This window comes from Bordetella trematum (genome assembly GCF_900078335.1).
GTDB classification, from domain to species: domain Bacteria; phylum Pseudomonadota; class Gammaproteobacteria; order Burkholderiales; family Burkholderiaceae_B; genus Bordetella; species Bordetella trematum.
This window is the reverse complement of record NZ_FKBR01000035.1, coordinates 133,718-154,080: the sequence shown is the minus strand read 5'-3', so window position 1 is coordinate 154,080 and position 20,363 is coordinate 133,718. Positions and strand designations below refer to the sequence as shown.

Genomic DNA, 20,363 nt, shown 5'->3' with positions numbered 1-20,363 from the left:
CCCCCCCCCCCCGCCGTATCGACGATATCGGCCCGCGGCACGTCCAGCGCCGGCAGGCGCTGCACCGTGCCGCTCTCGTCGTACCAGAGCATGCCGTGTTCGCCCTGGGTCACGCCGCCGATGCGGCAGCCGCGCTGCTTGAGCCAGTCGAGCAAGCCTTCCGGACTGAGGTTCATCTGCTCGCACAGCCGTTCGGCGCAGATGGCCACGTCGATGTAGCCCATCAGGGTTTCGGTATTGCTGCGCAGCCCCCCGCCATCGAGCGAGGTGAGGATGCCGGCCTCGCGGCAGGCGCGCGCGTAATGCAGCGCCGCATCGGGCTGATGGCCATCCAGGTGCAGCACCCGGAAGGGGCTGACATCCAGCCGCGGGAAATCTTCCAGGTAGTTGCTCTCGCGCGCGCGCAGGATGGCGCGCCGCCCGTCGCGCGGCATGATGAAAGACAGCGAGGAACGCCCCACGGCGCGGGGGTGCAGCACCACGCCATGGCTGTCGGCCATGGCGCTGAACATGCGGCCCAGCCAGTCCGGCGCCAGCGTGGTCAGCAGCTCGCTGTCCACGCCCAGTTTGGCGCAGGCAAAGGCGGCGGTGACGGCATTGCCGCCGAAGGATACGGCGTAGTCGCGCGCCACGGCCTTGTCATCGCCTTGCGGAATCTCGTCGGCCAGCAGCGTGACGTCGATGTAGCTGTGCCCGACAAACAGCGCCCGCGCGCTCATGCCTGCTCCTGACCGGCACGCGCCAGCAGGCGCCGGGCGCGGGCGATGACCGGCGCGTCGATCATCTTGCCGTCGAGCTTGAAGGCCGCCTGGCCGGTCTGCTGGTGCGCCTGCACCACCTGGCGGGCCCAGGCCAGTTCGGCCAGGGGCGGCAGGAAGGCTTCGTGCACCACCGGCACCTGGACCGGGTGGATACAGAGCAGCCCCCCGTAGCCCATGTCGCGCGCCCGGATGGCGGCCGCGCGCAGGCCCGAGGTGTCCTGGATGCCCGGGAAGATGCCGTACAGGGGTTGCGCCAGACCGGCCACGCGCCCCTGCAGCAGCAACTGCACGCGCGCATGCTGCAGCACCATGTCGGCGCCTTCGCTGTCGGGCGTCATGTCGAGGTCGAGCGAGTAGTCCAGCGAACCGAATGCCAGCCGTTCGACGCCCGGCTCGGCAGCGATGCCGGACAGGGCCAGCACCCCGCGCGCCGTCTCGATGATGGGGATGACGGCGATGCCGGTGGCCGCCGCCTGGCGGACCTCTTCGGCGCTCTCGGCCTTGGGCAGCACGATGCCGCTGACATTGGGCTGGCCACGCAGGGCGGCCAGGTCATCGGCATGCCAGGCAGTGCCGGCGCCGTTGATCCGGACCCACAGATGCTTGTCGCGATGCGCCGCCAGGAAATCCAGCAGGGCGGCGCGCGCGCTCTGCTTGGCCTCGGGCTCGACGGCATCTTCCAGATCGACGATGACGCGATCGGCCGCCGTGGCCAGGGCCTTGGGGATTCGGTCGGGCCGCAGGGCGGGCACGAACAACGCGCTTCGGACAACAGAAGACATCACACAACCTCCGCAGCATGCAGGCGCGCCACGTCCTCGGGCGCGTACCCCAGCGATGCTAACACCGCGTCGGTGTTCTCGCCCACGCCCGGCACAGCCCCCATGCGGGGTTCGAACGCATTGCTGTGGGCGGGCGGCCGCAAGGCCGGCAGCCGGCCGGCCGGGCTGTCGATCTCGCGCCAGTTGCCGCGCGCCTGCAGCTGCGGATGCTGCCAGACACCCTGCATGTCGTTGACCCGCGCATTGGCGATCTGGGCCGCGTCCAGGCGCGCACTCACCTCGCCGATGGTCAGACCGGAGAAGGCCTGCACGATGAGCGCCCGCAGGGCCTCGCGATGGGCCACGCGTTGCGCATTGCCGGCGAAGCGGCTGTCTGCGGCCAGCGCCGGCTGCTGCAGCACCTGGGTGCAGAAGGCCAGCCATTCGCGCTCGTTCTGCAGACCCAGCATCACGGTGTGGCCATCGCCCACCGGGAACGGCCCATAGGGGTAGATGGTCGCATGGGCGGCGCCGGCCCGCGGCGGCGGGGCAGCGCCCTCGAAGGCGTAATACATCGGATAGCCCATCCACTCGACCATGCTCTCCAGCATGGAGACGTCGACGCGGCTGCCCAGCCCGGTCTTGCCGCGCAACAACAAGGCATTGAGGATGCCGCTGTAGGCGTACATGCCGGCCGAGATGTCGGCGATCGAGCAGCCGGCCTTGGCCGGCTCGTCGGGACTGCCGGTCACGGACACGAAGCCGCTTTCGCTCTGGATCAGCAGGTCATAGGCCTTCTTGTCCTGATAGGGGCCGCCTTCGCCGTAGCCGGAAATGTCGCAGACGATCAGACGCGGCAGGCGCGCATGCAGCGCCTCGAAGGACAGCCCCAGCCGGGCCGCCGCGCCGGGCGCCAGGTTCTGTACCAGCACATCGGCCTGCGCCAGCAAGCGCTCCATCACGTCGGCAGCCTCGGGCTTTTTCAGATCCAGGGCCAGGCTTTCTTTCGAACGGTTGGTCCAGACGAAATGCGAAGCCAGGCCACGCACCCGCTGGTCATAGGCGCGGGCGAAATCGCCCGCGCCGGGGCGCTCGACCTTGATCACGCGCGCGCCCATATCTGCCAGCTGGCGGGTGCAGAAAGGCGCCGCGATGGCGTGCTCCAGGCTGACGACGGTGATGCCGTCCAGGGGTCGCGGCCCGCTCATGCTTCGAACCTCAGTTCAGCCTGATGAGCCAGCGTGCCATCCTGCTCGGCCCACAGCTGCGCCTGGCCCGGCGCCTCGATGCGTCCGCCCACCTGAAAGGGGCGCGGAGCGATCAGGGGCCGCAGCCCACGGTAGGCCAGATGTTTGAGGCGCGCCTGCGGATGGGCCCGGCAGAATGCCGCCACCATGCTGGTGGCGATCAATGGGCCGTGCACCACCAGCCCGGGATAGCCCTCGACGCCCGTCACGTAGGGATGGTCATAGTGGATGCGATGGCCATTGAAGGTCACGGCCGAATAGCGGAACAGCAGCACCTCGCTGGGCTCGACGCTCTCCTGCCACTGCGCCTGGGGCGCGGGCTGGCTGCCTTCGAGCTTGGGCGGCGTGGGCTGACGATAGACGATATCCTGCTCTTCGGCGATGGCCAGCTCGCCGCCCTGGCGGAACTCATGGCGCACGGTCACGAACAGCAGTTGCCCGGTGCGGCCGTTTTTCTCCTGGATGGCGCTGACCCGGGAAACCCGCTCCGCCGGCTCACCGACGCGCAGCGGCTGACGGAACTCGACCCGCCCGCCGGCCCACATGCGGTTGCGGTCATCGGCTGGCGGCAGAAAGCCACCGCGCGCCGGGTGACCGTCGCGACCCAATCCGCCGGCATCGACCGGCTTGATGAAGAATGCCCACTGCCACAACGGCGGCAGCGCCTGGCCAGCCTGGGGCGCGGGCACCCCCAGCGTGGCTGCGATGCGCGCCGCGTGCAAGGGGTCGAGCGAATCGGGCTGACACTCGGTGCTGCCTATCCATTGATCCAAAGCGGGCTGGGACATGTCGTAGTGCTCCTGTATGTGACGGACAGGGGCAAGCATGCCCGCCGCCCGCGCGGGTGTAAATTCGTATTTCAGCAAGGCGGGCTTAGGCGCAAACGAAACACGGACGCCGGATGGCGCGGCAGCGATCAGCAGCCGCGAAATGCCGGCGGGCGCTTTTCGGCGAAAGCGCGCATGCCTTCCAGATAGTCTTCGGTATAACCCAGCGACTGCTGCCACTGCGCCTCCAGGTCGATCTGCTCGGCCAGCGTGTTGCTCCAGGATGCCTGCAGGGCCTGTTTGGCCGCGCCAAAAGCCCGGGTGGGGCCGCAAGCCAGCCGCCGGGCCAGATCGGCCAGCGTCTGCGGCAGGGCCTCGTCAGGCACGACCTGCCAGATGAGCCCCCAGTCCAGGGCCTGCTGCGCGCTGACCGGCTCGCCGAACAGCACCGCCCCCATGGCGCGCGCCTGGCCTGCCAGGCGCGGCAGAAAGTAGGTCCCGCCGGCATCCGGCAACAGGCTGATCTGGCTGAAGGCCTGCACGAACCGAGCCGAACCGGCCGCCACGACGACATCGCAGGCCAGCACCAGGCTGGCGCCTGCGCCAGCCGCCACGCCGTTCATCAGGCAGATCACGGGCACCGGCAAGGCGCGCAGGCGCAGGATCAGCGGGCGATACCAGCGCTTGAGCATCTCGCTCAGATCGCGCCGCGCGCCGTCCCGGGCGGACTGGCGCTCGGCCAGATCCTGGCCGGCGCAGAAAGCGCGACCGGCGCCGGTCAGGATGACGCCGCGCAGTCCCGGCTCGGCTTCCAGGACATCCAGCGCCTGCGACAGCTCTGCGTGCATGCGCTGGGTAAAGCTGTTGAGCCGCGCCGGCCGGTTCAGCGTGATGCGCGCCACGCCATCCTGAATGTCGAACAGGATCTGCTCATAGGCCAGGCGGGTCATGCCAGCTCCTCCCACTGCGCCAGCTGTTCGGCGGTATCGCCGAACAAGGCATCCAGCATGGTCAGCCGCTTGAAGAAATCCCCCACCTCCAGCTCATCGGTCATGCCCATGCCGCCATGCAGCTGCACCGCCGCCTGCCCGATCTCGCGGCCGCTGCGCGCCAGTTGCAACTTGGCGGCGGCGATCCCCCGGCGGCGCTCGCGCGGGTCGCTCTGCTTGAGCGCGGCGACCGCCACATAGGCCATCGACAAGGCCATCTCTTTGGCGACCAGCATGTCGGCCATGCGATGCTGGACCACCTGGAAAGCCGCCAGCGGCTGACCGAACTGCCGCCGCGTCTTGACGTAATCCAGCGTCAGTTCCAGCAGGCGCGACATCGCGCCCGCCCCATGCGCGCACAGCGCCGCAATGCCCCAGGCCAGCGCACGCTCCAGGGCTTGATCGGCCGCCTCCCCGCGCGCCAGCAGCGCCTGCGCGGGCAGGACAACCCGATCCAGCTGCAGGCGGGCGCAACGGCTGCGATCGAGCGTGGGCGTGTCGAGCCGCTGCAGCCCGGACGCCGACGCCGGCAGGGCGAACAGCAGGGTCTGCCCTTGGGGCCCGCGCGCCGTCAGCAGCATCAGATCCGCGGCAGCCCCATGCCACACCAGCGTCTTGACGCCGTTGAGCAGCCAGCCCTCGCCCTCGGGGGCGGCATGGCAATCCTGCGGCAATACGGCATAGCGCCGGCCCGGCTCCTGATAGGCCACTGTCGCCACGATCTCGCCCGTGGCGATGCCCGGCAGCCAGCTTGCCTGGGCCGCCGGCTCGCAGGCCTGCAAAATCGCGCTCGCCATGACGGCACTGGGGATGACCGGCTCGGCGACCAGGCCCCGGCCCAGTTCGAGATGCACAGGCAGCAGGCTGTCGGCCGGCTCGCCAAAGCCGCCGTACTCCTGCGGGATATTCAATCCCAGCACGCCCAGCCCGGCCAGCGCCTGCCAGACCTGCGGATCGAGCGTGCTGCGCGCGGCGCGCTCGCGCCGCTGGGCCATGCCCCAGTGCTGCGAGACCAGGCGCTGCACGCTGTCGGCCAGCATGCGTTGTTCATCGGAATAATCAAAGTCCATGCCTTGTTCCTCTGCGGATGGGATTGCGTTCACAGGCCCAGCATCATCCGGGCGATGATGCCTTTCTGCACCTCGGTGGTGCCGCCGTAAATGGAGGTCTTGCGCATGTCCACGTAGGCCGCGCCGGCGGCCGCCGCCATGGCCGGGCCGGGCCCCTGGAAAGCGGCGTCGGCCCGCAGCCAATCGGGGTCATAGGGCCAGGCGCAAGGGCCGGCCACTTCCATCTGCAGCATCGCCAGATCCTGCTGGATTTCGGAGCCGCGGATCTTCAGGATGGAGGCCTGCGGCCCGGGCGTGCCGTCGTTGCTGCTGGCCACGCGCAACAGCAGCATCTCCAGCGCCATGATGTCGATCTCCAGGTTCGAGAGCCGGTCGCGAAAGCGGCTGTCGGCCAGCAGCGGCCGGCCCCGCACCTGGGTCTGCGCCGCCATGCTCTTGAGCACCCCCAGCTCGCGATAGCAATGGCCCAGCCCGGCGATACCGGTGCGCTCGTGTCCCAGCAGGTACTTGGCGTAGGTCCAGCCCTTGTTTTCCTCGCCGACCAGCCCGCTGGCCGGCACGCGCACATCCTCCAGCCAGACCTCGTTGACCTCCTGCCCGCCGTCAAGCGTGCGGATCGGGCGGACCGTCACACCCGGCGAACGCATGTCCAGCAGAAGCATGGAGATGCCCTGCTGCGGGCGCGCATCGGGATCGGTGCGGACCAGGCAGAACATTTTGTCGGCATGCTGGGCCAGAGTGGTCCAGGTTTTCTGGCCGTTGACCACGTAATGATCGCCATCGCGCACGGCACGGGTCTTGAGCGAAGCCAGATCGGAGCCGGAGCCCGGCTCGGAGTAACCCTGACACCACCAATCCTCGACCCGGATCATGCGCGGCAGCAGCGTGGCGCATTGCTCTGCGCTGCCGTATTTCATCAGCACCGGGCCGATCATGCTCAGGCCGAAAGGCAGCAGACGGGGCGCGCCCGCGCGAAAGCACTCGATCTCGAAGATCAGGCGCTGCATCGCGTTCCAGCCGGTGCCGCCGTGCTCCCGGGGCCAGTTCGGCGCGCCCCAGCCGTGATCCGCGAGAATGTTGTGCCAACGCACGTAATCGTCGCGCTCCAGGCGCTGATGGCGCAGGGTGCGCTCGCGGATATCCTGCGGCAATTGCTGTTGCGCGAACGCGCGCACCTCGTCGCGAAAGCGCTGCTCCGTGGCAGTCCAGGTCAGGTTCATGTCTTCCTCCTTGGCCCTATCTAGCCATGCGCGCCTGAGTCCGGCAATTTGGCTATGCCGAAGGGCGGCTTCCGCCAGGACAGAGGGCTGGCAGCCTACGCTTGCGCAAAAGCCCTGCTTAAGCAATGAAGAATGGCCCGCTGCGCCCGGCTCGCGCCACACTTGCCGGCAAGTCATCCCGGAGCCGTTCATGACCCCACACCCTCTTCCCGATGCCTGTGCCGGCGGCGCAGACGCCACCTTCCGCCAGGCGCTCGATGCCGGCCGCTTCCTGATCCAACGCTGCGAGGCCTGCGAACGCGCCGTGTTCTACCCGCGCATGATCTGCCCGCATTGCGGCGCCGACCGGCTGCGCTGGATCGAGCCCGAGGGGGCCGGCGTGGTCTATGCCACCACCGTGGTGCGGCGCAAGCCCCAGGCCGGGGGCGACTACAACGTGGCGCTGATCGATCTGGCCGAAGGCGTGCGCATGATGAGCCGCGTCGACGGCACGCCCCCCGGGCAGGTCGCCATCGGCATGGCGGTAAGGGCACGCGTGATTCAGGAAAACGGCCAGGGCCTGGTGGTCTTCGCGGCACAGGAGGAAACCCGATGAGCATGCGTGAACTGCGTGGCGCGGTGGCGGTGGCCGGCGTCGGCCATGCCGGGCTGGGACAGGCCAACGGCTATACCGAAATGGAAATCCTGGTGCAGGCCGCGCAGCGTGCGGTGGCCGATGCTGGGCTGAGCATGCGCGATATCGACGGCATCTGCACAGCCAGCGTGGCCGCGCCCATGTGGGCCATGCCGGTGATCGAGCACCTGGGCATCCGCCCCAGCTTCATCGACAGCACCATGCTGGGTGGATCGAGTTTCGTGGCGCACCTGATGCCGGCCTTGCATGCCTTGGCCAGCGGCCAGTGCCAGGCCGTGCTGGTGTGCTACGGCAGCACCCAGCGCACATCGAGCCTGAACCGGGCCGAGATAGGCCGGGTACGCAAGCAGTTCGACCCCCAGCCCTATGAAGCCCCCTATGACCCGCTCAGCCCGCTGAGCTCCTATGCCCTGGCTGCCTCGCGCCACATGCATCAGTACGGCACGCGGCGCGAAGACCTGGCCCAGGTCGCCCTGGCCGCCAACCAGTGGGCGCAGCTGAACCCCGAAGCGCAGCTGCGCGAAGCGCTCACCCTGGAGCAGATCCTGGGCGCGCGCATGGTGTCGGATCCCCTGAGCGTGCGCGACTGCTGCCTGGTCACCGATGGCGCCGGCGCCTATGTGCTGGTGCGCGCCGAGCGTGCTCGCGATCTGCCGCGCCCGCCGGTCTACGTGCTGGGCAACGCCACCGCCGTCTGGAATCGCCAGATCTCCTCGATGGAGGACCTGACCATCACCGCCGCCACGGAATCCGGCGCCGCCGCCTATGCCATGGCGGGCGTCGCGCCGGCCGACATCGACGTGGTCGAGCTGTATGACGCCTTCACCATCAATACCCTGTTGTTCCTGGAGGACCTCGGTTTCTGCCGCAAGGGCGAAGCGCGCGACTTCATCGCCAACGGCGCGATCGCACCGGGCGGACGCCTGCCGGTCAACACCAACGGAGGCGGCCTGTCCTGCATCCATCCCGGCATGTACGGCGTTTTCATCATGATCGAAGCGGTGCGGCAGCTGCGGGGCGAATGCGGCGCACGCCAGGTCGCCGGCGCCGAGCTGGCGCTGGTGCACGGAAATGGCGGTACCCTTTCCAGCCAATCCACTGCCATTCTCGGCACCCAGGCCACTCTTTGATCCCTGAATCCAACGATGTCTCTCGCACACCCCACACGCATTCATGAATTGCTGGCTGCCCAGGCCGCGCGCCAACCCGACGCCGTGCTGCTGCACGAGGAGGACGGCGGGCGCTGCACCTATGGCGAGCTGTGGCGCCAGGTCGGCGCAGCCGCCGAATGGCTGCAGGCCCAGGGCGTGCAACCCGGCCACCGCGTGCTGGTGGTGGGCGAAAACTGCCGGGCCATGCTGCTGGCGCTCTTTTCGTGCAGCGTGCTGGGAGCCTGGCCGGTCGGCGTCAACGCCCGCCTGAGCGCGCGCGAGATCGCCACCATCCAGACGCACGCGCAGCCGCAGATTGCGCTCTACACCAGCGGCGTCTCGACGGCCGCGCGCGCCCATGCCGAACAGGCCGGGGCCATGCCGGCCGACGCCGGGGTCTGGGGCGAAGGCCTGGACCACTGGCGCGCGTCGCAGGCCACGCCGGCCGAACCGCCATCCATCGCTGCGCTGGTGGCAACCGTGATCTATACCTCCGGCACCACGGGTGCGCCCAAGGGGGTGATGGTGCCTCACCGCGGCCTGGTGCACTTTGCCGGCATTTCGGCCGCCTCGCGTCGTCTGCAGCCGACCGACATTGCCTATGCCGCCCTGCCCCTGTCGCACATTTTCGGCATCGCCACCGTGCTGCTGGCCACCATTGCCGGCGGTGCCAGCCTGGTGCTGCGCAGCCGCTTCGACCCCGCCGACGTGCTGCGCTCGCTGACGGATCCGGGCATCACCATTCTGCAGGGCGTGCCGACCATGTTCACGCGCCTGCTGGCGGCCATCCCAGAACCGCGTTCGCCGATCAGCTCACGCCTGCGATACGTGTACACCGGCGGCGCGGCGCTCGACCCGACGCTCAAGCGCGATGTCGAACGCCAATTCGGCGTTCCCATGCACCACGGCTACGGGATCACCGAGTACGCCGGCTCGATGTTCATCACCGAGATCGACCAGCCGCGCCAGGACTGCACGGCCGGCGTGGCGGTCGAGGGCGTGCAATGGCATATCGGCGAACTGGACGCTCCCTGCCAGCCGCCGGGCGAGCCGGGCCAGATCCTGATCCGCGGACCCGGCGTCATGCTGGGTTACTACAAAGCCCCCGAACAGACCGCCCAGGCCCTGCTGCCCGGAGGCTGGCTCAACACCGGCGATATCGGCTACGTGGACCACAGCGGCGCGCTGTTCATTTCCGGACGCAGCAAGGACCTGATCATCCGCTCGGGCTTCAACGTCTATCCGCTGGAGGTGGAAAGCGTCATCAACGCCTACCCCGGCGTGCGCCTGTCGGCGGTGGTCGGGCGGGTCACGCCCGACCACAACGAGGAGGTCGTGGCCTTCATCGAGCCGATGCCGGGCGCGCGCGTCGATACCGCCGCGCTCAGTCTGCATCTGCGCAGCCAGCTCGCCCCCTATAAGTGCCCCGCGGAATTTCATTTCATCGATGCGATTCCCACCACCGTGAGCGGCAAGCTGCTCAAGCAACCGCTCAAACAAAGACTGGCCTAGCCCGATTGGCAAACCGATTGCGCAGCGCCGGTCACATACCAAGGAGACAGGAGCGTGACCCTCAGACCGTTGTTTGCTGCCTTGACTGCCACCCTGATGCTTGCCGCCGCGCCGGCGCAATCGGCCTACCCTGATCATCCCATCCGCCTGCTCGTGGGCTATGCGCCGGGCGGGCCGGTCGACACCACCGCGCGCGTGTTCGCCAAGTACCTCGGCGACGAGCTCGGCCAGACCATCGTGGTCGAAAACCGCGCCGGCGCCAGCGGCATGATCGCCGCCGACGCGATCGCCAAAGCCGCGCCCGACGGCTACATGCTGGGCTTCGCGGCCAGCCCCACCCTGACGATGTCGCCCCAGGTCCAGCGCAGCAAACTGTTCGACCCGCGCCGCGACTTCACGCCGGTCGGCCTCATCGTCGATTACACCAACGTGCTGCTGGCCGGCCCGCAGATCGCCGCGCGCGACGTCTCCGAGCTCATCGCCTATGCCCGCGCCAACCCCGAGAAAGTCGCCTTCGGCTCGGCCGGCGTGGGCGCCTCCAACCACCTGTCGGCCGAACTCATGAAAAAGCTGACCGACGCGCCGATGCTGCACGTGCCCTACCGCGGCAACGCCCCGGCCATGATGGATGTGGTCAGCGGCAAGATCACTTTCATGTTCGACATCACCAGCACCGCCATCCCTTTCATCAACAGCGGCAAGGCACGCGCCCTGGCAGTCACGTCGCGCACCCGCAATCCGGAACTGCCCGACGTGCCGACCATGGCCGAAGCCGGCCTGAAGGACTACGAGGTGATGGGCTGGTACGCCCTGATCGCGCCGCCCGGACTGCCCGGGGCGCAGCGCACGCGCCTGGCCGACGCCTTGCTGGCCGTCTCGCGCGATGCAGGCTTTCGCAAGGCCATGATCGAAGGCGGCTACCGCATCAACGACGGCGATGCGCGTGCCTTGCAGGCCCGCATCGAAGACGAGTACGCGCTCTGGTCGGATGTTGTCGAAAGCGCGGGCATCCAGGCCAACTAAAGACCGTCACGGCGACGCCAGGACGGCAGCCGTCCTGGCGTCGGCCCGCTCATGAAAGCGTGATGCCGGCGCTGCGGATCACCTCGCGCCATTTTTCGATCTCGGCCTGCAGGAAGGCGCGGAAGGCCTGTGGCGACCCAGGCTGCGCCTGCGCGCCGGCGGCCAGCAGCTTCCCGGCGATGGCCGGGTCGCTCAGCACCTGCACCATATCGGCGTTCACGCGCGCAATGAGCGCCGGCGGCGTGCCCTTGGGCGCGAGCAGTCCGCTCCAGGAATAGGCTTCGTAGCCCGGCAGCCCCGACTCGGCGATGGTGGGCTGATCGGGAAACATGGCCGAACGCTGCGGCGTTCCCACCCCCAAGGCACGCACGCGCCCGGTGCTCAGATGCGGCACGGCCGACGGTCCGTCGGCAAACATCATCTGCACCTGCCCGCCCAGCAGATCCTGCATCGCCGGCGCGCTGCCGCGATACGGCACGTGCTGGATCTTCACGCCCGCCAGACTGTTGAAAAGCTCGCCCGCCAGATGCGTGCCGCCGCCCGTGCCCGACGAACTGAACGACAGCGCCCCCGGGCGCGCCCGGGCGTATTCCACCAGCTCCTGGACGGAGTGCACGGGCAGGTCCGGATGGACCACCAGCACGATGGGAAACACCGCGGTCATGCCGACCGGCTCGAAGTCCTCCAGGATGTCATAGGAAAGCGTGTCGTGCAGGCTGGGCAGCACGGCATGGTGGATGGCGGCGAAGAAGAAGTGGTAGCCGTCAGCCGGCGCCTTGGCGGCGAACTGCGCCCCCACGATGCCGCCCGCCCCGGAGCGGTTGTCCACCACTGCCGGTTGCGACCACCGCTCGCCCAACGGCAGGGTGGTGAAACGCGCGGCCGTGTCCACCGGCCCGCCCGGCGGAAATGGCACGATGAAATTGACGGCGCGCGCAGGCCAGGCTTGCGCGCGCGCCGCGAGGGGCAGGCAGAGGGAGGCGAGCGCCAGGCTGGCGCCCAGGCTGAGCCGACGACGCTGTTGATCGATCACGGTTGTCTCCTTGTCGGTATCGGTGTGATGACGCGTTCGGCGACGGCGCAACTTGTCACCGATAGCCCGATACTCGCGCAGGCCGCAGGATTTGCCGATACGCATTTCCCTAAGGGCCCGTTCACCCACAGGAAAGTCAGGCCGCCCGGCGTGCCGTCCGATACCTCAGAAACAAGCGATCCGCCCCTCAGGCGGGGGCATGCGCGGCACGCTGCAGATGATCGATGAAAGACTCGCAGAAATGCGGCATGTCGCGGCCGCGCTGACGGCACAACAGACGATCGCGCAAGGCCCAGCTTTCCTGCAGGCGCAGGATGCGCAGCGCTTGCGGCCGGCTGTAGCGCAAGGCACAGGCGCGCGGCACCACCGCGATGCCCGCCCCCGCCTCGACCATGCGGCAGACGGCCTCGAAGCTGCCGACATGCACGCGCTGGCAGATGCGCTTTCCGAGTGACGTGGCGCAGTCCTCCAGAAAGGTCTGGATGGCGCTGGAGGGATGAATGCCGACGAACTGCTGCGTATCGACGATATCGGAAAACCGCAGCGACTCGGCCCCGGCCAGCGCGTGGTCCAGCGAGGTCACCACCACCAGCTCATCGCGAAACAGCGGCATGACATCCAGGCCGGTCACGTCGATATTCCCGGCCACCAGGCCGAAATCGGCGCTGCCGTTGCGCACCGCGATGACGATGTCGCCCGAGTTCTTCTCTTCGAGTTCGACATCCACATCGGGATTCTCGGCCAGGAAGGTGGACAAGGCATCCGCCAGGAAAGAATTGGTGGCGGTCGTGTTGGCCAACAGGCGCAGACGCCCCTTGAGCCCGTCGGCATAGGGTTGCAGGTCCGCGTACAGGCACTCCAGCTGGCGGAACACCGAATGCGCATGCCGCAACAGCACTTCTCCGGCCGGCGTGAGCGAAACCCCCGTTGCCATGCGCTGCAGCAGGCGCGTCTTGAAGGCCTCTTCCATGTTCTTGACGCGGGCGCTGGCCGCAGGCAGCGACAGAAAGGTGCGTTCGGCTGCCCGCGTGAGGTTCAGGGTCTCACCCACGTTCAGAAACAGTCGCAGGTCGGTCAGGTCATGTCTCATGTTCCACCACGCAGAAGGGGGGCATTTCTAATTCTGAATTCTGCCCAAGGCCCTTTGGAATCTACCATGCAGAGGTGCTGCAAGCCACTTGGCAAAGACCCGGCAATTATCCATGCGGCCCCGTGGCCGCAGCGATCAAGGAGTGATTTCAATGAGCGCAGCCGTATCCGGCAAGGTAGTCATCGTCACCGGCGCAGGTGGCGGCATCGGGCGCGAGATCGCGCTGGCCATGGCGCGCGCCGGCGCCAAGGTGGTGGTCAACGACATCGGCGTGTCGCTCAACGGCGAAGGCGGCACCCAGGGGCCGGCCAGGGCCGTGACCGAGGAGATCCGGCGCGCCGGGGGAGAGGCCCTGGCCAACACCGACAGCGTGGCCGCCTACGACAGCGCCAGCGAGGTGCTGCGCGCTGCCGTCGAACACTTCGGCCGCATCGACGCGGTGGTGAACAACGCCGGCAACCTGCGCGACCGCGTGTTCCACAAGATGAGCGAGCAGGAATGGCGCCAGGTGCTGGACGTGCATCTGAACGGCTCGTTTTTCATGAGCCGCGCCGCCGCGCCATATTTCCGCGAGCAAGGCAGCGGCAGCCTGGTGCACATGACCTCGACCTCGGGGCTGATCGGCAACTTCGGCCAGGCCAACTATGCGGCCGCCAAGCTGGGCATCGTGGCGCTGTCCAAATCCATTGCGCTGGACATGGCGCGCTACAACGTGCGCTCGAACTGCATCGCGCCCTTTGCCTGGAGCCGCATGACCGACTCCATCCCGGCCGAGACCGACGAGGAAAAGGCCCGCGTCGAGAAGCTCAAGAAGATGGAGGCCGGCAAGGTCGCGCCATTGGCCGTGTATCTCGCCAGCGACATGGCGCAGGCAGTCAATGCGCAGGTGTTCGCGGTACGCGCCAACGAAATCATGCTGATGAGCCAGCCGCGGCCGCTGCGCTCGGTGCATCACGCCGAGGGCTGGACGCCCGAGCGCATCGGCGAAATCGCCATGCCGGCGATGCGCAAGCACTTCTATGCGCTGGAGCGTTCGCCGGACGTCATCGACTGGGACCCTATCTGAGCTCGCCATGGCATTGGACTACGACACCGTCAAGCACTGGGCGTTTCCCGACGTCGAGCAGCATTACACCGACAAGGACACCATGCTTTATGCGCTGGGCATCGGGCTGGGACAGGACCCGCTCGACACCCGCCAGCTGCGCTACGTCTACGAGAAAGACCTCATCGCATTTCCGACCATGAGCGTGGTGCTGGGCTATCCGGGGTTCTGGATGCGCGACCCGCGCGCCGGCATCGACTGGGTGCGCATCGTGCATGGCGAACAACGCCTGACCCTGCACAAGCCCCTGCCCGCCTCGGGCCGGGTGCTCGGCCGCAGCCGCATCACCCATGTGGTGGACAAGGGACGCGAACGCGGCGCCATCGTCGTCACCGAGCGAACGCTGCACGACATGGCCGGCGACTGCCTGGCCACGCTGCAGCAAAGCACCTTCTGCCGCGGCGATGGCGGCTTCGGCCAGGGCGACGCGCCGCCCGAGCCCCTGCCCCCCGCCCCCGAACGCCAGCCCGACCTGCAGTGCACCCTGCCCATCGCGCCCAACGCCGCGCTGCTGTATCGCCTGAATGCCGACCCCAACCCTCTGCATGCCGATCCCGGCGTGGCCAGGCGGGCCGGCTTCGAGCGCCCCATCCTGCACGGGCTGTGCTCCTTCGGCGTAGCCGCGCACGCCATCGTAAGCCGCTGCTGCGATTACGACGCCACCCGCCTGCGGGCCCTGAACGTGCGCTTCAGCGCCCCGGTCTACCCGGGAGAATCCCTGCGGTGCGATATCTGGCGCATGAACGAACGCGAGCTGCGCTTTGCCGTGCGCAGCGTGCAGCGCGATGTGGTCGTGATGAGTCACGGCACCGCCGAGGTGACGCCATGAGCCGCCCGCCACCGCTGCAGGGCATCCGGGTGCTGGACCTGTCGCGCATTCTGGCCGGCCCCTGGTGCACCCAGAACCTGGCCGACCTGGGCGCAGACGTCATCAAGATCGAGCGCCCCGATACCGGCGACGACACGCGCGCCTGGGGGCCTCCCTACATCAAGGATGGCGCGGGCCGCGACAGTGCCGAGTCGGCCTACTACAGCAGCGCCAACCGCAACAAACGCTCGGTGCGCGCCGACATCGCCTCGCCGCAGGGCGCGGCGCTGATCCGCGAACTGGCGCAGGACAGCGACATCCTGGTGGAGAACTTCAAGGTCGGCGGGCTGCAGAAATACGGCCTGGACTATGACAGCCTGAGCACGCTCAACCCGCGCCTGATCTACTGCTCGGTCACCGGCTTCGGCCAGGACGGCCCCTACGCCAGGCGGCCGGGCTACGACTTCATGATCCAGGGCATGGGCGGCCTGATGAGCATCACCGGCGAACGCGACGAGCTGCCTGGCGGCGGTCCGCAGAAGGCCGGCGTGGCCGTCACCGACATCATCACCGGCATGTACGCCACCGTGGCGGTGCTGGCTGCGCTCCAGGAGCGCCATCGCAGCGGCCTGGGGCAGCACCTGGACATTGCGCTGCTGGACAGCCACGTGGCCATGCTGGCCAACCAGAACGCCAATTACTTCAACTCCGGCCAGGCGCCCCGACGGGCCGGCAACGCCCACCAGAACGTCGTGCCTTATCAGGTGTTCGCCGCGGCCGACGGGCATTTGATCGTGGCCACCGGCAATGAAAGCCAGTATCGCGCCTATTGCCACGCCATCGGCGCGCCCGGCCTGGCTGAGGACCCGCGCTTCGTGACCAACCATCTGCGTGTCACGCATCGCGACACCCTGGTGGCCCTGCTGGCAGATATCATGCGGCAACGCACGCGGGATGACTGGATCAGCCGCCTGGAGGCTGCGGGCGTGCCTTGCGGGCCGATCAATGACATTGCGCAGGCCTTCGCGCATCCGCAGGCACAGGCGCGCCAGTTGCGGCGCAGCCTGCCGCACCCCCTGGGCGGCATGGCCGATGTGACGGCCAGTCCCTTGCGCTTTTCGGCCTCGCCCGTGGTGTATCGCGCCGCGCCGCCCTTGCTGGGACAGCACACCGAGGAGGTGCTGCGGGACCTGCTGGGAAAGTCCCCGCAGGCCATCGCCGACTACGTGGCCAGCCTCGGGCCCTGAGGCCCGGCGGCTGGCCCCGGCATCAGGCCGTGGCGACCGGGATCTTGCCGATGCGGGCCTGCCATTCCTTGGGGCCGGTGGTGTGCACCGACGTGCCTTCGGCATCCACCGCCACCGTCACCGGCATGTCCTTGACGTCGAACTCGTAGATGGCTTCCATCCCGAGGTCTTCGAAGGCCAGCACCTTGGCCTCGCGGATCGCCTTGGACACCAGGTAGGCCGCGCCGCCCACGGCCATCAGGTAAGCCGACTTGTGCTTCTTGATGGCCTCGATGGCGACCGGACCGCGCTCGGACTTGCCGATCATGGAGATCAGGCCGGTCTGCGCCAGCATCATCTCGGTGAACTTGTCCATGCGCGTGGCGGTCGTGGGGCCGGCCGGGCCGACCACTTCGTCGCGCACCGGATCGACCGGGCCGACGTAGTAGATGACGCGGTTGGTGAAGTCAACCGGCAGCTTCTCGCCCTTGGCCAGCATGTCCTGGATGCGCTTGTGCGCGGCATCGCGGCCGGTCAGCATCTTGCCCGACAGCAGCAGGGTCTGGCCCGGCTTCCAGCTGGCGACTTCTTCACGCGTGAGCGTATCCAAGTTGACCTGCTTGGACTTGTTGTAGTCCGGCGCCCAGTGCACGTCCGGCCACTCGCTCATGGCGGGCGGATCCAGGCGTGCCGGGCCCGAGCCGTCGAGCACGAAGTGCGCGTGACGCGTGGCGGCGCAGTTCGGGATCATGGCCACAGGCTTGGAAGCGGCGTGGGTCGGGAAGGTGTTGATCTTGACATCCAGCACAGTCGTCAGGCCGCCCAGGCCCTGCGCGCCGATACCCAGCGCGTTGACCTTTTCGTAGAGCTCGATGCGCAGCTCTTCGAGTTTGTTCTGCGGGCCGCGGGCCAGCAGTTCGTACATGTCGATGTCTTCCATCAACGATTGCTTGGCCATCAGCATGGCCTTCTCGGCCGTGCCGCCCACGCCGATGCCCAGCATGCCCGGCGGGCACCAGCCGGCGCCCATCGTCGGCACCGTCTTGAGCACCCAGTCCACCAGCGAATCGCTGGGGTTGAGCATCACGAACTTGGTTTTGTTTTCCGAGCCGCCGCCCTTGGAGGCGATCTGCACGTCGACGGTGTTGCCCGGCACCAGTTCGACGTGCAGGATACAGGGCGTGTTGTCACGCGTGTTGCGACGCGCGAACAGCGGGTCATCCAGCACCGAGGCGCGCAGCGGATTGTCCGGGTTGGTATAGCCCTGGCGCACGCCTTCGTCGCACAGTTCCTGCAGGCTGCGACGCGTGTCGAAGCGCACGTCCATGCCGACTTTCAGGAAGACGTTGACGATGCCGGTGTCCTGGCACAGCGGGCGCTTGCCTTCTGCGCACATGCGCGAGTTGGTCAGGATCTGCGCCATCGCATCACGCGCAGCCGGACTTTCTTCGCGCTCATAGGCGCGCGCCAGGTGGCGGATGTAATCGACGGGGTGGTAGTAGCTGATGAACTGAATCCCGTCGGCGATCGACTGGATCAGGTCTTCTTCTTTGATGAGAACGGTCATGACAGTACGGTAGGGGACAACGAAAAGATCGGGCCGGACAGCGCCGTCCGGCCCCGCAGATGAATGGTTTACTTGCCTTGCCAGACGGGCTTGCGCTTTTCGGCGAAGGCCGTGGCGCCTTCCTTGGCGTCGGCGGAGCTGAAGATGTGGGCGATGAGCGGACGCTGGCGGTCGAACATGCCTTCCTGCTCCCAGTCGAGCGATTGCTGCACGATGCTCTTGGCGGTCTGCACGGCCAGCGGGCCGTTCTCGACGATGACGCGCGCCAGAGCCAGTGCGCCCTCCAGCGCCTGGCCCGGTTCGGTCAGGCGGTTGACCAGGCCCAGCTGATGCGCGCGCTCGGAGGCAAGCATGTCGCCGGTCAGGATGATTTCCATGGCGACGTGATAGGGCAGGCGCTGCGGCAGACGCAACATGCCGCCCGAGCCCGCCACCAGGCCGCGCTTGACTTCGGGCAGGCCGAACCTGGCGTTGCTGGCCGCCACGATCAGGTCGCAGGCCAGCGCCATTTCGCAGCCTCCCGCCAGGGCATAGCCTTCCACGGCGGCGATCAGCGGCTTTCTGGGCGGACGTTCGTTCAGGCCGGCAAAGCCGCGCCCCGGCACCAGCGGACGCTGGCCGCTCTGGGCAAAGGCCTTCAGGTCCATGCCGGAGGAGAAGGTGCCGCCCGCGCCGGTCAGGATACCGATGCGGATGTCGTCGCGGCTATCGAGCTGCTCCAGTGCGGCGGCCATGGCCTGCGCGGTTTCGAGGTTGATGGCGTTCTTGGCCTCGGGACGGTTGACCGTAATGATCTGGATACCGTCGGCGACTTCGACCTTGACCAACTCTGACATGTGATGCTCCTTCCGTAGGCGTTTGGGAACGGCTCCCAACTTCTATATAAGACTGGACAAACCGAATCATACGACCATTGCGGCTTCCGGCCCTGAATAAGACCCCCTCACGCCCGGATCACTATATTGACCGCCCCGCGCCGTATCCGGCCGCACCGGGCCAGGCCCAGCCAGCCGGCCGGCGGCCGGCGCGCGGTCAATAAACTGACCACCTCAGTGGCGGGACGAAACAAAGCCAAAGGCCCTGCTTATAGTAGCCGCCATCACAACCCCGCCTACTCGGAGCACCACCATGGCTGTACCCCAGGACTCGTTGGTCTACATCAAATCGCCCGCCGCCGCGGCCCAGGACAGCATCGGTGCCATCGAGGACACCGTCAGGGACATCATCGCCCAGGTGCGCAGCCGGGGCGATGAGGCGGTGCGCGAGTACTCGCGCCGCTTCGACGGCTGCGACACCCCCGTGCTGGAGGTGAGTCTGGCGCAGCGGCAGGCGGCCGTGGCGGCCCTCGATCCGCAGACACGCGCCGACACCGAATTCGCCATCGAACGCGTGCGGGCCTTCGCCCAGGCCCAGCTGGCCACCGTGCTGCCGCTGGAGATCGAAGCGCTGCCCGGCCTGCACCTGGGCCATCGGGTCATTCCGGTGGCGCGCATCGGCGCCTATGTGCCGGGCGGGCGCTACCCCATCCTGTCGGCGCCGGTCATGACCATCGTGCCGGCCAAGGTGGCCGGCTGTGACGAGGTGATCGCCTGCCTGCCGCCGGGAGCGCATCCCGCCATGATCGCCGGCTGCCACCTCTCCGGCGCCGACCGCATCTTCCTGGTGGGCGGCGCGCAAGCGATCGCTGCGATGGCCTGCGGCACCGAATCCATCCCGGCCGTCGACAAGATCGTCGGCCCCGGCAATGCCTACGTCAACGAAGCCAAGCGGCAGGTATTCGGCGAGGTCGGCATCGACCAGCTGGCCGGGCCGAGCGAGATCTTCGTGGTCGCCGACGACAGCGGCGACCCCCATATGATCGCCGCCGATCTGCTGGCTCAGGCCGAGCACGACGTGCGCACCCGGGTGGGCCTGATCACCACCAGCGCCGAGCTGGCGCATGCGACGCTGGCCGAGGTCCAGGCCCAGCTGAAGGACCTGCCCACCGCACCGGTGGCCGCGCGCGCCTGGGAAGACTACGGCGAGATCGTGCTGTGCCCCGACGAAGCCGCCATGCTGGCCTACTCCGACCGCGTCGCCGCCGAGCATCTGCAGGTCCACACCCGCGACCCGCATGCCACGGCGGCCCGTCTGCGCAACTACGGCTCGCTGTTCATCGGGCCGCTGGCCAGCGTGGTCTATTCCGACAAGTGCTGCGGCACCAACCATACGCTGCCGACCATGGGCGCGGGCCGCTACACCGGCGGGCTCTGGGTCGGCTCTTTCCTGAAGATCTGCACGCACCAATGGCTGGATGCGCGCGGCGTGGCCGCCGTGGCGCCGCCGGCCGAGCGCCAGAGCCGCAGCGAAGGCATGGAAGGCCATCGCCGCGCGGCCGCCTTGCGCATGGCCTGATCGCC

At 68.1% G+C, this 20,363-nt stretch carries 19 protein-coding genes; 8 read left to right on the top strand and 11 right to left on the bottom strand.

The window, feature by feature from the left end:
• The 7 genes from A7V84_RS15445 to A7V84_RS15415 form a co-directional block, all read right to left on the bottom strand.
• Positions 1-719 (bottom strand): PfkB family carbohydrate kinase (locus tag A7V84_RS15445; RefSeq protein WP_235815954.1); only part of this gene is annotated, 719 nt, incomplete at its 3' end.
• Positions 716-1,546, bottom strand: coding sequence for an HpcH/HpaI aldolase/citrate lyase family protein (locus tag A7V84_RS15440; RefSeq protein ID WP_025517003.1), 831 nt, complete (start codon positions 1,544-1,546; stop codon positions 716-718). The genes A7V84_RS15440 and A7V84_RS15445, both read right to left, overlap by 4 nt.
• A complete protein-coding gene (locus A7V84_RS15435; protein ID WP_025517005.1) occupies positions 1,543-2,730 on the bottom strand; it encodes a CaiB/BaiF CoA transferase family protein in 1,188 nt (395 codons plus the stop codon). Before A7V84_RS15435 ends, A7V84_RS15440 begins: the two co-directional genes overlap by 4 nt.
• A complete protein-coding gene (locus A7V84_RS15430) occupies positions 2,727-3,557 on the bottom strand; it encodes an HTD2 family dehydratase (protein WP_025517006.1) in 831 nt (276 codons plus the stop codon). Before A7V84_RS15430 ends, A7V84_RS15435 begins: the two co-directional genes overlap by 4 nt.
• Positions 3,558-3,685: 128 nt before the next feature.
• Positions 3,686-4,486 (bottom strand): enoyl-CoA hydratase-related protein, encoded by an 801-nt coding sequence (locus A7V84_RS15425; protein WP_115638852.1) that lies wholly within the window; start codon positions 4,484-4,486, stop codon positions 3,686-3,688.
• Positions 4,483-5,595 carry an acyl-CoA dehydrogenase family protein gene (locus A7V84_RS15420; protein WP_063491500.1) on the bottom strand — a complete coding sequence of 371 codons (1,113 nt, stop codon included), beginning with the start codon at positions 5,593-5,595 and terminating at the stop codon, positions 4,483-4,485. The genes A7V84_RS15425 and A7V84_RS15420 overlap by 4 nt, the downstream gene beginning before the upstream one ends.
• Positions 5,596-5,624: 29 nt before the next feature.
• Positions 5,625-6,815, bottom strand: coding sequence for an acyl-CoA dehydrogenase family protein (locus A7V84_RS15415; protein WP_063491501.1), 1,191 nt, complete (start codon positions 6,813-6,815; stop codon positions 5,625-5,627).
• A 190-nt stretch (positions 6,816-7,005) separates the two neighbouring features.
• On the opposite strand from A7V84_RS15415, the gene A7V84_RS15410 reads away from it, so the two are divergent.
• The 4 genes from A7V84_RS15410 (at position 7,006) to A7V84_RS15395 (ending at position 11,135) form a co-directional block, all read left to right on the top strand.
• Complete coding sequence (locus A7V84_RS15410) at positions 7,006-7,410, top strand: Zn-ribbon domain-containing OB-fold protein (protein ID WP_025517011.1); 405 nt, start codon at positions 7,006-7,008, stop codon at positions 7,408-7,410.
• Positions 7,407-8,579, top strand: coding sequence for a thiolase (locus A7V84_RS15405; RefSeq protein ID WP_063491502.1), 1,173 nt, complete (start codon positions 7,407-7,409; stop codon positions 8,577-8,579). The genes A7V84_RS15410 and A7V84_RS15405 overlap by 4 nt, the downstream gene beginning before the upstream one ends.
• 15 nt (positions 8,580-8,594) lie before the next feature.
• Positions 8,595-10,112, top strand: coding sequence for a class I adenylate-forming enzyme family protein (locus A7V84_RS15400; RefSeq protein WP_025517015.1), 1,518 nt, complete (start codon positions 8,595-8,597; stop codon positions 10,110-10,112).
• A 96-nt stretch (positions 10,113-10,208) separates the two neighbouring features.
• On the top strand, positions 10,209-11,135 hold the full coding sequence (locus tag A7V84_RS15395) for a Bug family tripartite tricarboxylate transporter substrate binding protein (protein ID WP_101605305.1): 927 nt from the start codon (positions 10,209-10,211) through the stop codon (positions 11,133-11,135).
• A gap of 49 nt (positions 11,136-11,184) precedes the next feature.
• On the opposite strand, the gene A7V84_RS15390 is transcribed toward A7V84_RS15395, so the two are convergent.
• Positions 11,185-12,168 (bottom strand): Bug family tripartite tricarboxylate transporter substrate binding protein, encoded by a 984-nt coding sequence (locus tag A7V84_RS15390; protein ID WP_025517020.1) that lies wholly within the window; start codon positions 12,166-12,168, stop codon positions 11,185-11,187.
• 187 nt (positions 12,169-12,355) lie between these two features.
• On the bottom strand, positions 12,356-13,258 hold the full coding sequence (locus A7V84_RS15385; RefSeq protein WP_025517022.1) for a LysR family transcriptional regulator: 903 nt from the start codon (positions 13,256-13,258) through the stop codon (positions 12,356-12,358).
• Between the two features lie 151 nt (positions 13,259-13,409).
• Here A7V84_RS15385 and A7V84_RS15380 point away from each other — a divergent pair, with 151 nt between their 5' ends.
• The 3 genes from A7V84_RS15380 to A7V84_RS15370 are packed head-to-tail and all read left to right on the top strand — an operon-like array spanning position 13,410 to position 16,418.
• Positions 13,410-14,324, top strand: coding sequence for an SDR family NAD(P)-dependent oxidoreductase (locus A7V84_RS15380; RefSeq protein ID WP_025517023.1), 915 nt, complete (start codon positions 13,410-13,412; stop codon positions 14,322-14,324).
• Between the two features lie 7 nt (positions 14,325-14,331).
• Positions 14,332-15,192 (top strand): MaoC/PaaZ C-terminal domain-containing protein, encoded by an 861-nt coding sequence (locus A7V84_RS15375; protein ID WP_033535314.1) that lies wholly within the window; start codon positions 14,332-14,334, stop codon positions 15,190-15,192.
• Positions 15,189-16,418 (top strand): CaiB/BaiF CoA transferase family protein, encoded by a 1,230-nt coding sequence (locus A7V84_RS15370; RefSeq protein WP_033535315.1) that lies wholly within the window; start codon positions 15,189-15,191, stop codon positions 16,416-16,418. Before A7V84_RS15375 ends, A7V84_RS15370 begins: the two co-directional genes overlap by 4 nt.
• Positions 16,419-16,440: 22 nt before the next feature.
• On the opposite strand, the gene A7V84_RS15365 is transcribed toward A7V84_RS15370, so the two are convergent.
• Together A7V84_RS15365 and A7V84_RS15360 are read right to left on the bottom strand one after the other, a co-directional pair.
• On the bottom strand, positions 16,441-17,964 hold the full coding sequence (locus A7V84_RS15365) for a fumarate hydratase (protein WP_025517028.1): 1,524 nt from the start codon (positions 17,962-17,964) through the stop codon (positions 16,441-16,443).
• A 68-nt stretch (positions 17,965-18,032) separates the two neighbouring features.
• Positions 18,033-18,800 carry a crotonase/enoyl-CoA hydratase family protein gene (locus A7V84_RS15360; RefSeq protein ID WP_025517030.1) on the bottom strand — a complete coding sequence of 256 codons (768 nt, stop codon included), beginning with the start codon at positions 18,798-18,800 and terminating at the stop codon, positions 18,033-18,035.
• Between the two features lie 292 nt (positions 18,801-19,092).
• Here A7V84_RS15360 and hisD point away from each other — a divergent pair, with 292 nt between their 5' ends.
• Positions 19,093-20,358: a histidinol dehydrogenase gene (gene hisD / locus A7V84_RS15355; RefSeq protein ID WP_025517032.1), complete on the top strand. Its 1,266-nt coding sequence runs from the start codon at positions 19,093-19,095 to the stop codon at positions 20,356-20,358.
• Positions 20,359-20,363: the final 5 nt, after the last annotated feature.

Bases quoted from the DNA above. Each gene is read 5' to 3' on its own strand.
- A7V84_RS15435 (WP_025517005.1), bottom strand. From the start codon at position 2,730: ATGAGCGGGCCGCGACCCCTGGACGGCATCACCGTCGTCAGCCTGGAG.
- A7V84_RS15430 (WP_025517006.1), bottom strand. From the start codon at position 3,557: ATGTCCCAGCCCGCTTTGGATCAATGGATAGGCAGCACCGAGTGTCAG.
- A7V84_RS15425 (WP_115638852.1), bottom strand. From the start codon at position 4,486: ATGACCCGCCTGGCCTATGAGCAGATCCTGTTCGACATTCAGGATGGC.
- A7V84_RS15420 (WP_063491500.1), bottom strand. From the start codon at position 5,595: ATGGACTTTGATTATTCCGATGAACAACGCATGCTGGCCGACAGCGTG.
- A7V84_RS15415 (WP_063491501.1), bottom strand. From the start codon at position 6,815: ATGAACCTGACCTGGACTGCCACGGAGCAGCGCTTTCGCGACGAGGTG.
- A7V84_RS15410 (WP_025517011.1), top strand. From the start codon at position 7,006: ATGACCCCACACCCTCTTCCCGATGCCTGTGCCGGCGGCGCAGACGCC.
- A7V84_RS15405 (WP_063491502.1), top strand. From the start codon at position 7,407: ATGAGCATGCGTGAACTGCGTGGCGCGGTGGCGGTGGCCGGCGTCGGC.
- A7V84_RS15400 (WP_025517015.1), top strand. From the start codon at position 8,595: ATGTCTCTCGCACACCCCACACGCATTCATGAATTGCTGGCTGCCCAG.
- A7V84_RS15395 (WP_101605305.1), top strand. From the start codon at position 10,209: ATGCTTGCCGCCGCGCCGGCGCAATCGGCCTACCCTGATCATCCCATC.
- A7V84_RS15385 (WP_025517022.1), bottom strand. From the start codon at position 13,258: ATGAGACATGACCTGACCGACCTGCGACTGTTTCTGAACGTGGGTGAG.
- A7V84_RS15380 (WP_025517023.1), top strand. From the start codon at position 13,410: ATGAGCGCAGCCGTATCCGGCAAGGTAGTCATCGTCACCGGCGCAGGT.
- A7V84_RS15375 (WP_033535314.1), top strand. From the start codon at position 14,332: ATGGCATTGGACTACGACACCGTCAAGCACTGGGCGTTTCCCGACGTC.
- A7V84_RS15370 (WP_033535315.1), top strand. From the start codon at position 15,189: ATGAGCCGCCCGCCACCGCTGCAGGGCATCCGGGTGCTGGACCTGTCG.
- A7V84_RS15365 (WP_025517028.1), bottom strand. From the start codon at position 17,964: ATGACCGTTCTCATCAAAGAAGAAGACCTGATCCAGTCGATCGCCGAC.
- A7V84_RS15360 (WP_025517030.1), bottom strand. From the start codon at position 18,800: ATGTCAGAGTTGGTCAAGGTCGAAGTCGCCGACGGTATCCAGATCATT.
- hisD (WP_025517032.1), top strand. From the start codon at position 19,093: ATGGCTGTACCCCAGGACTCGTTGGTCTACATCAAATCGCCCGCCGCC.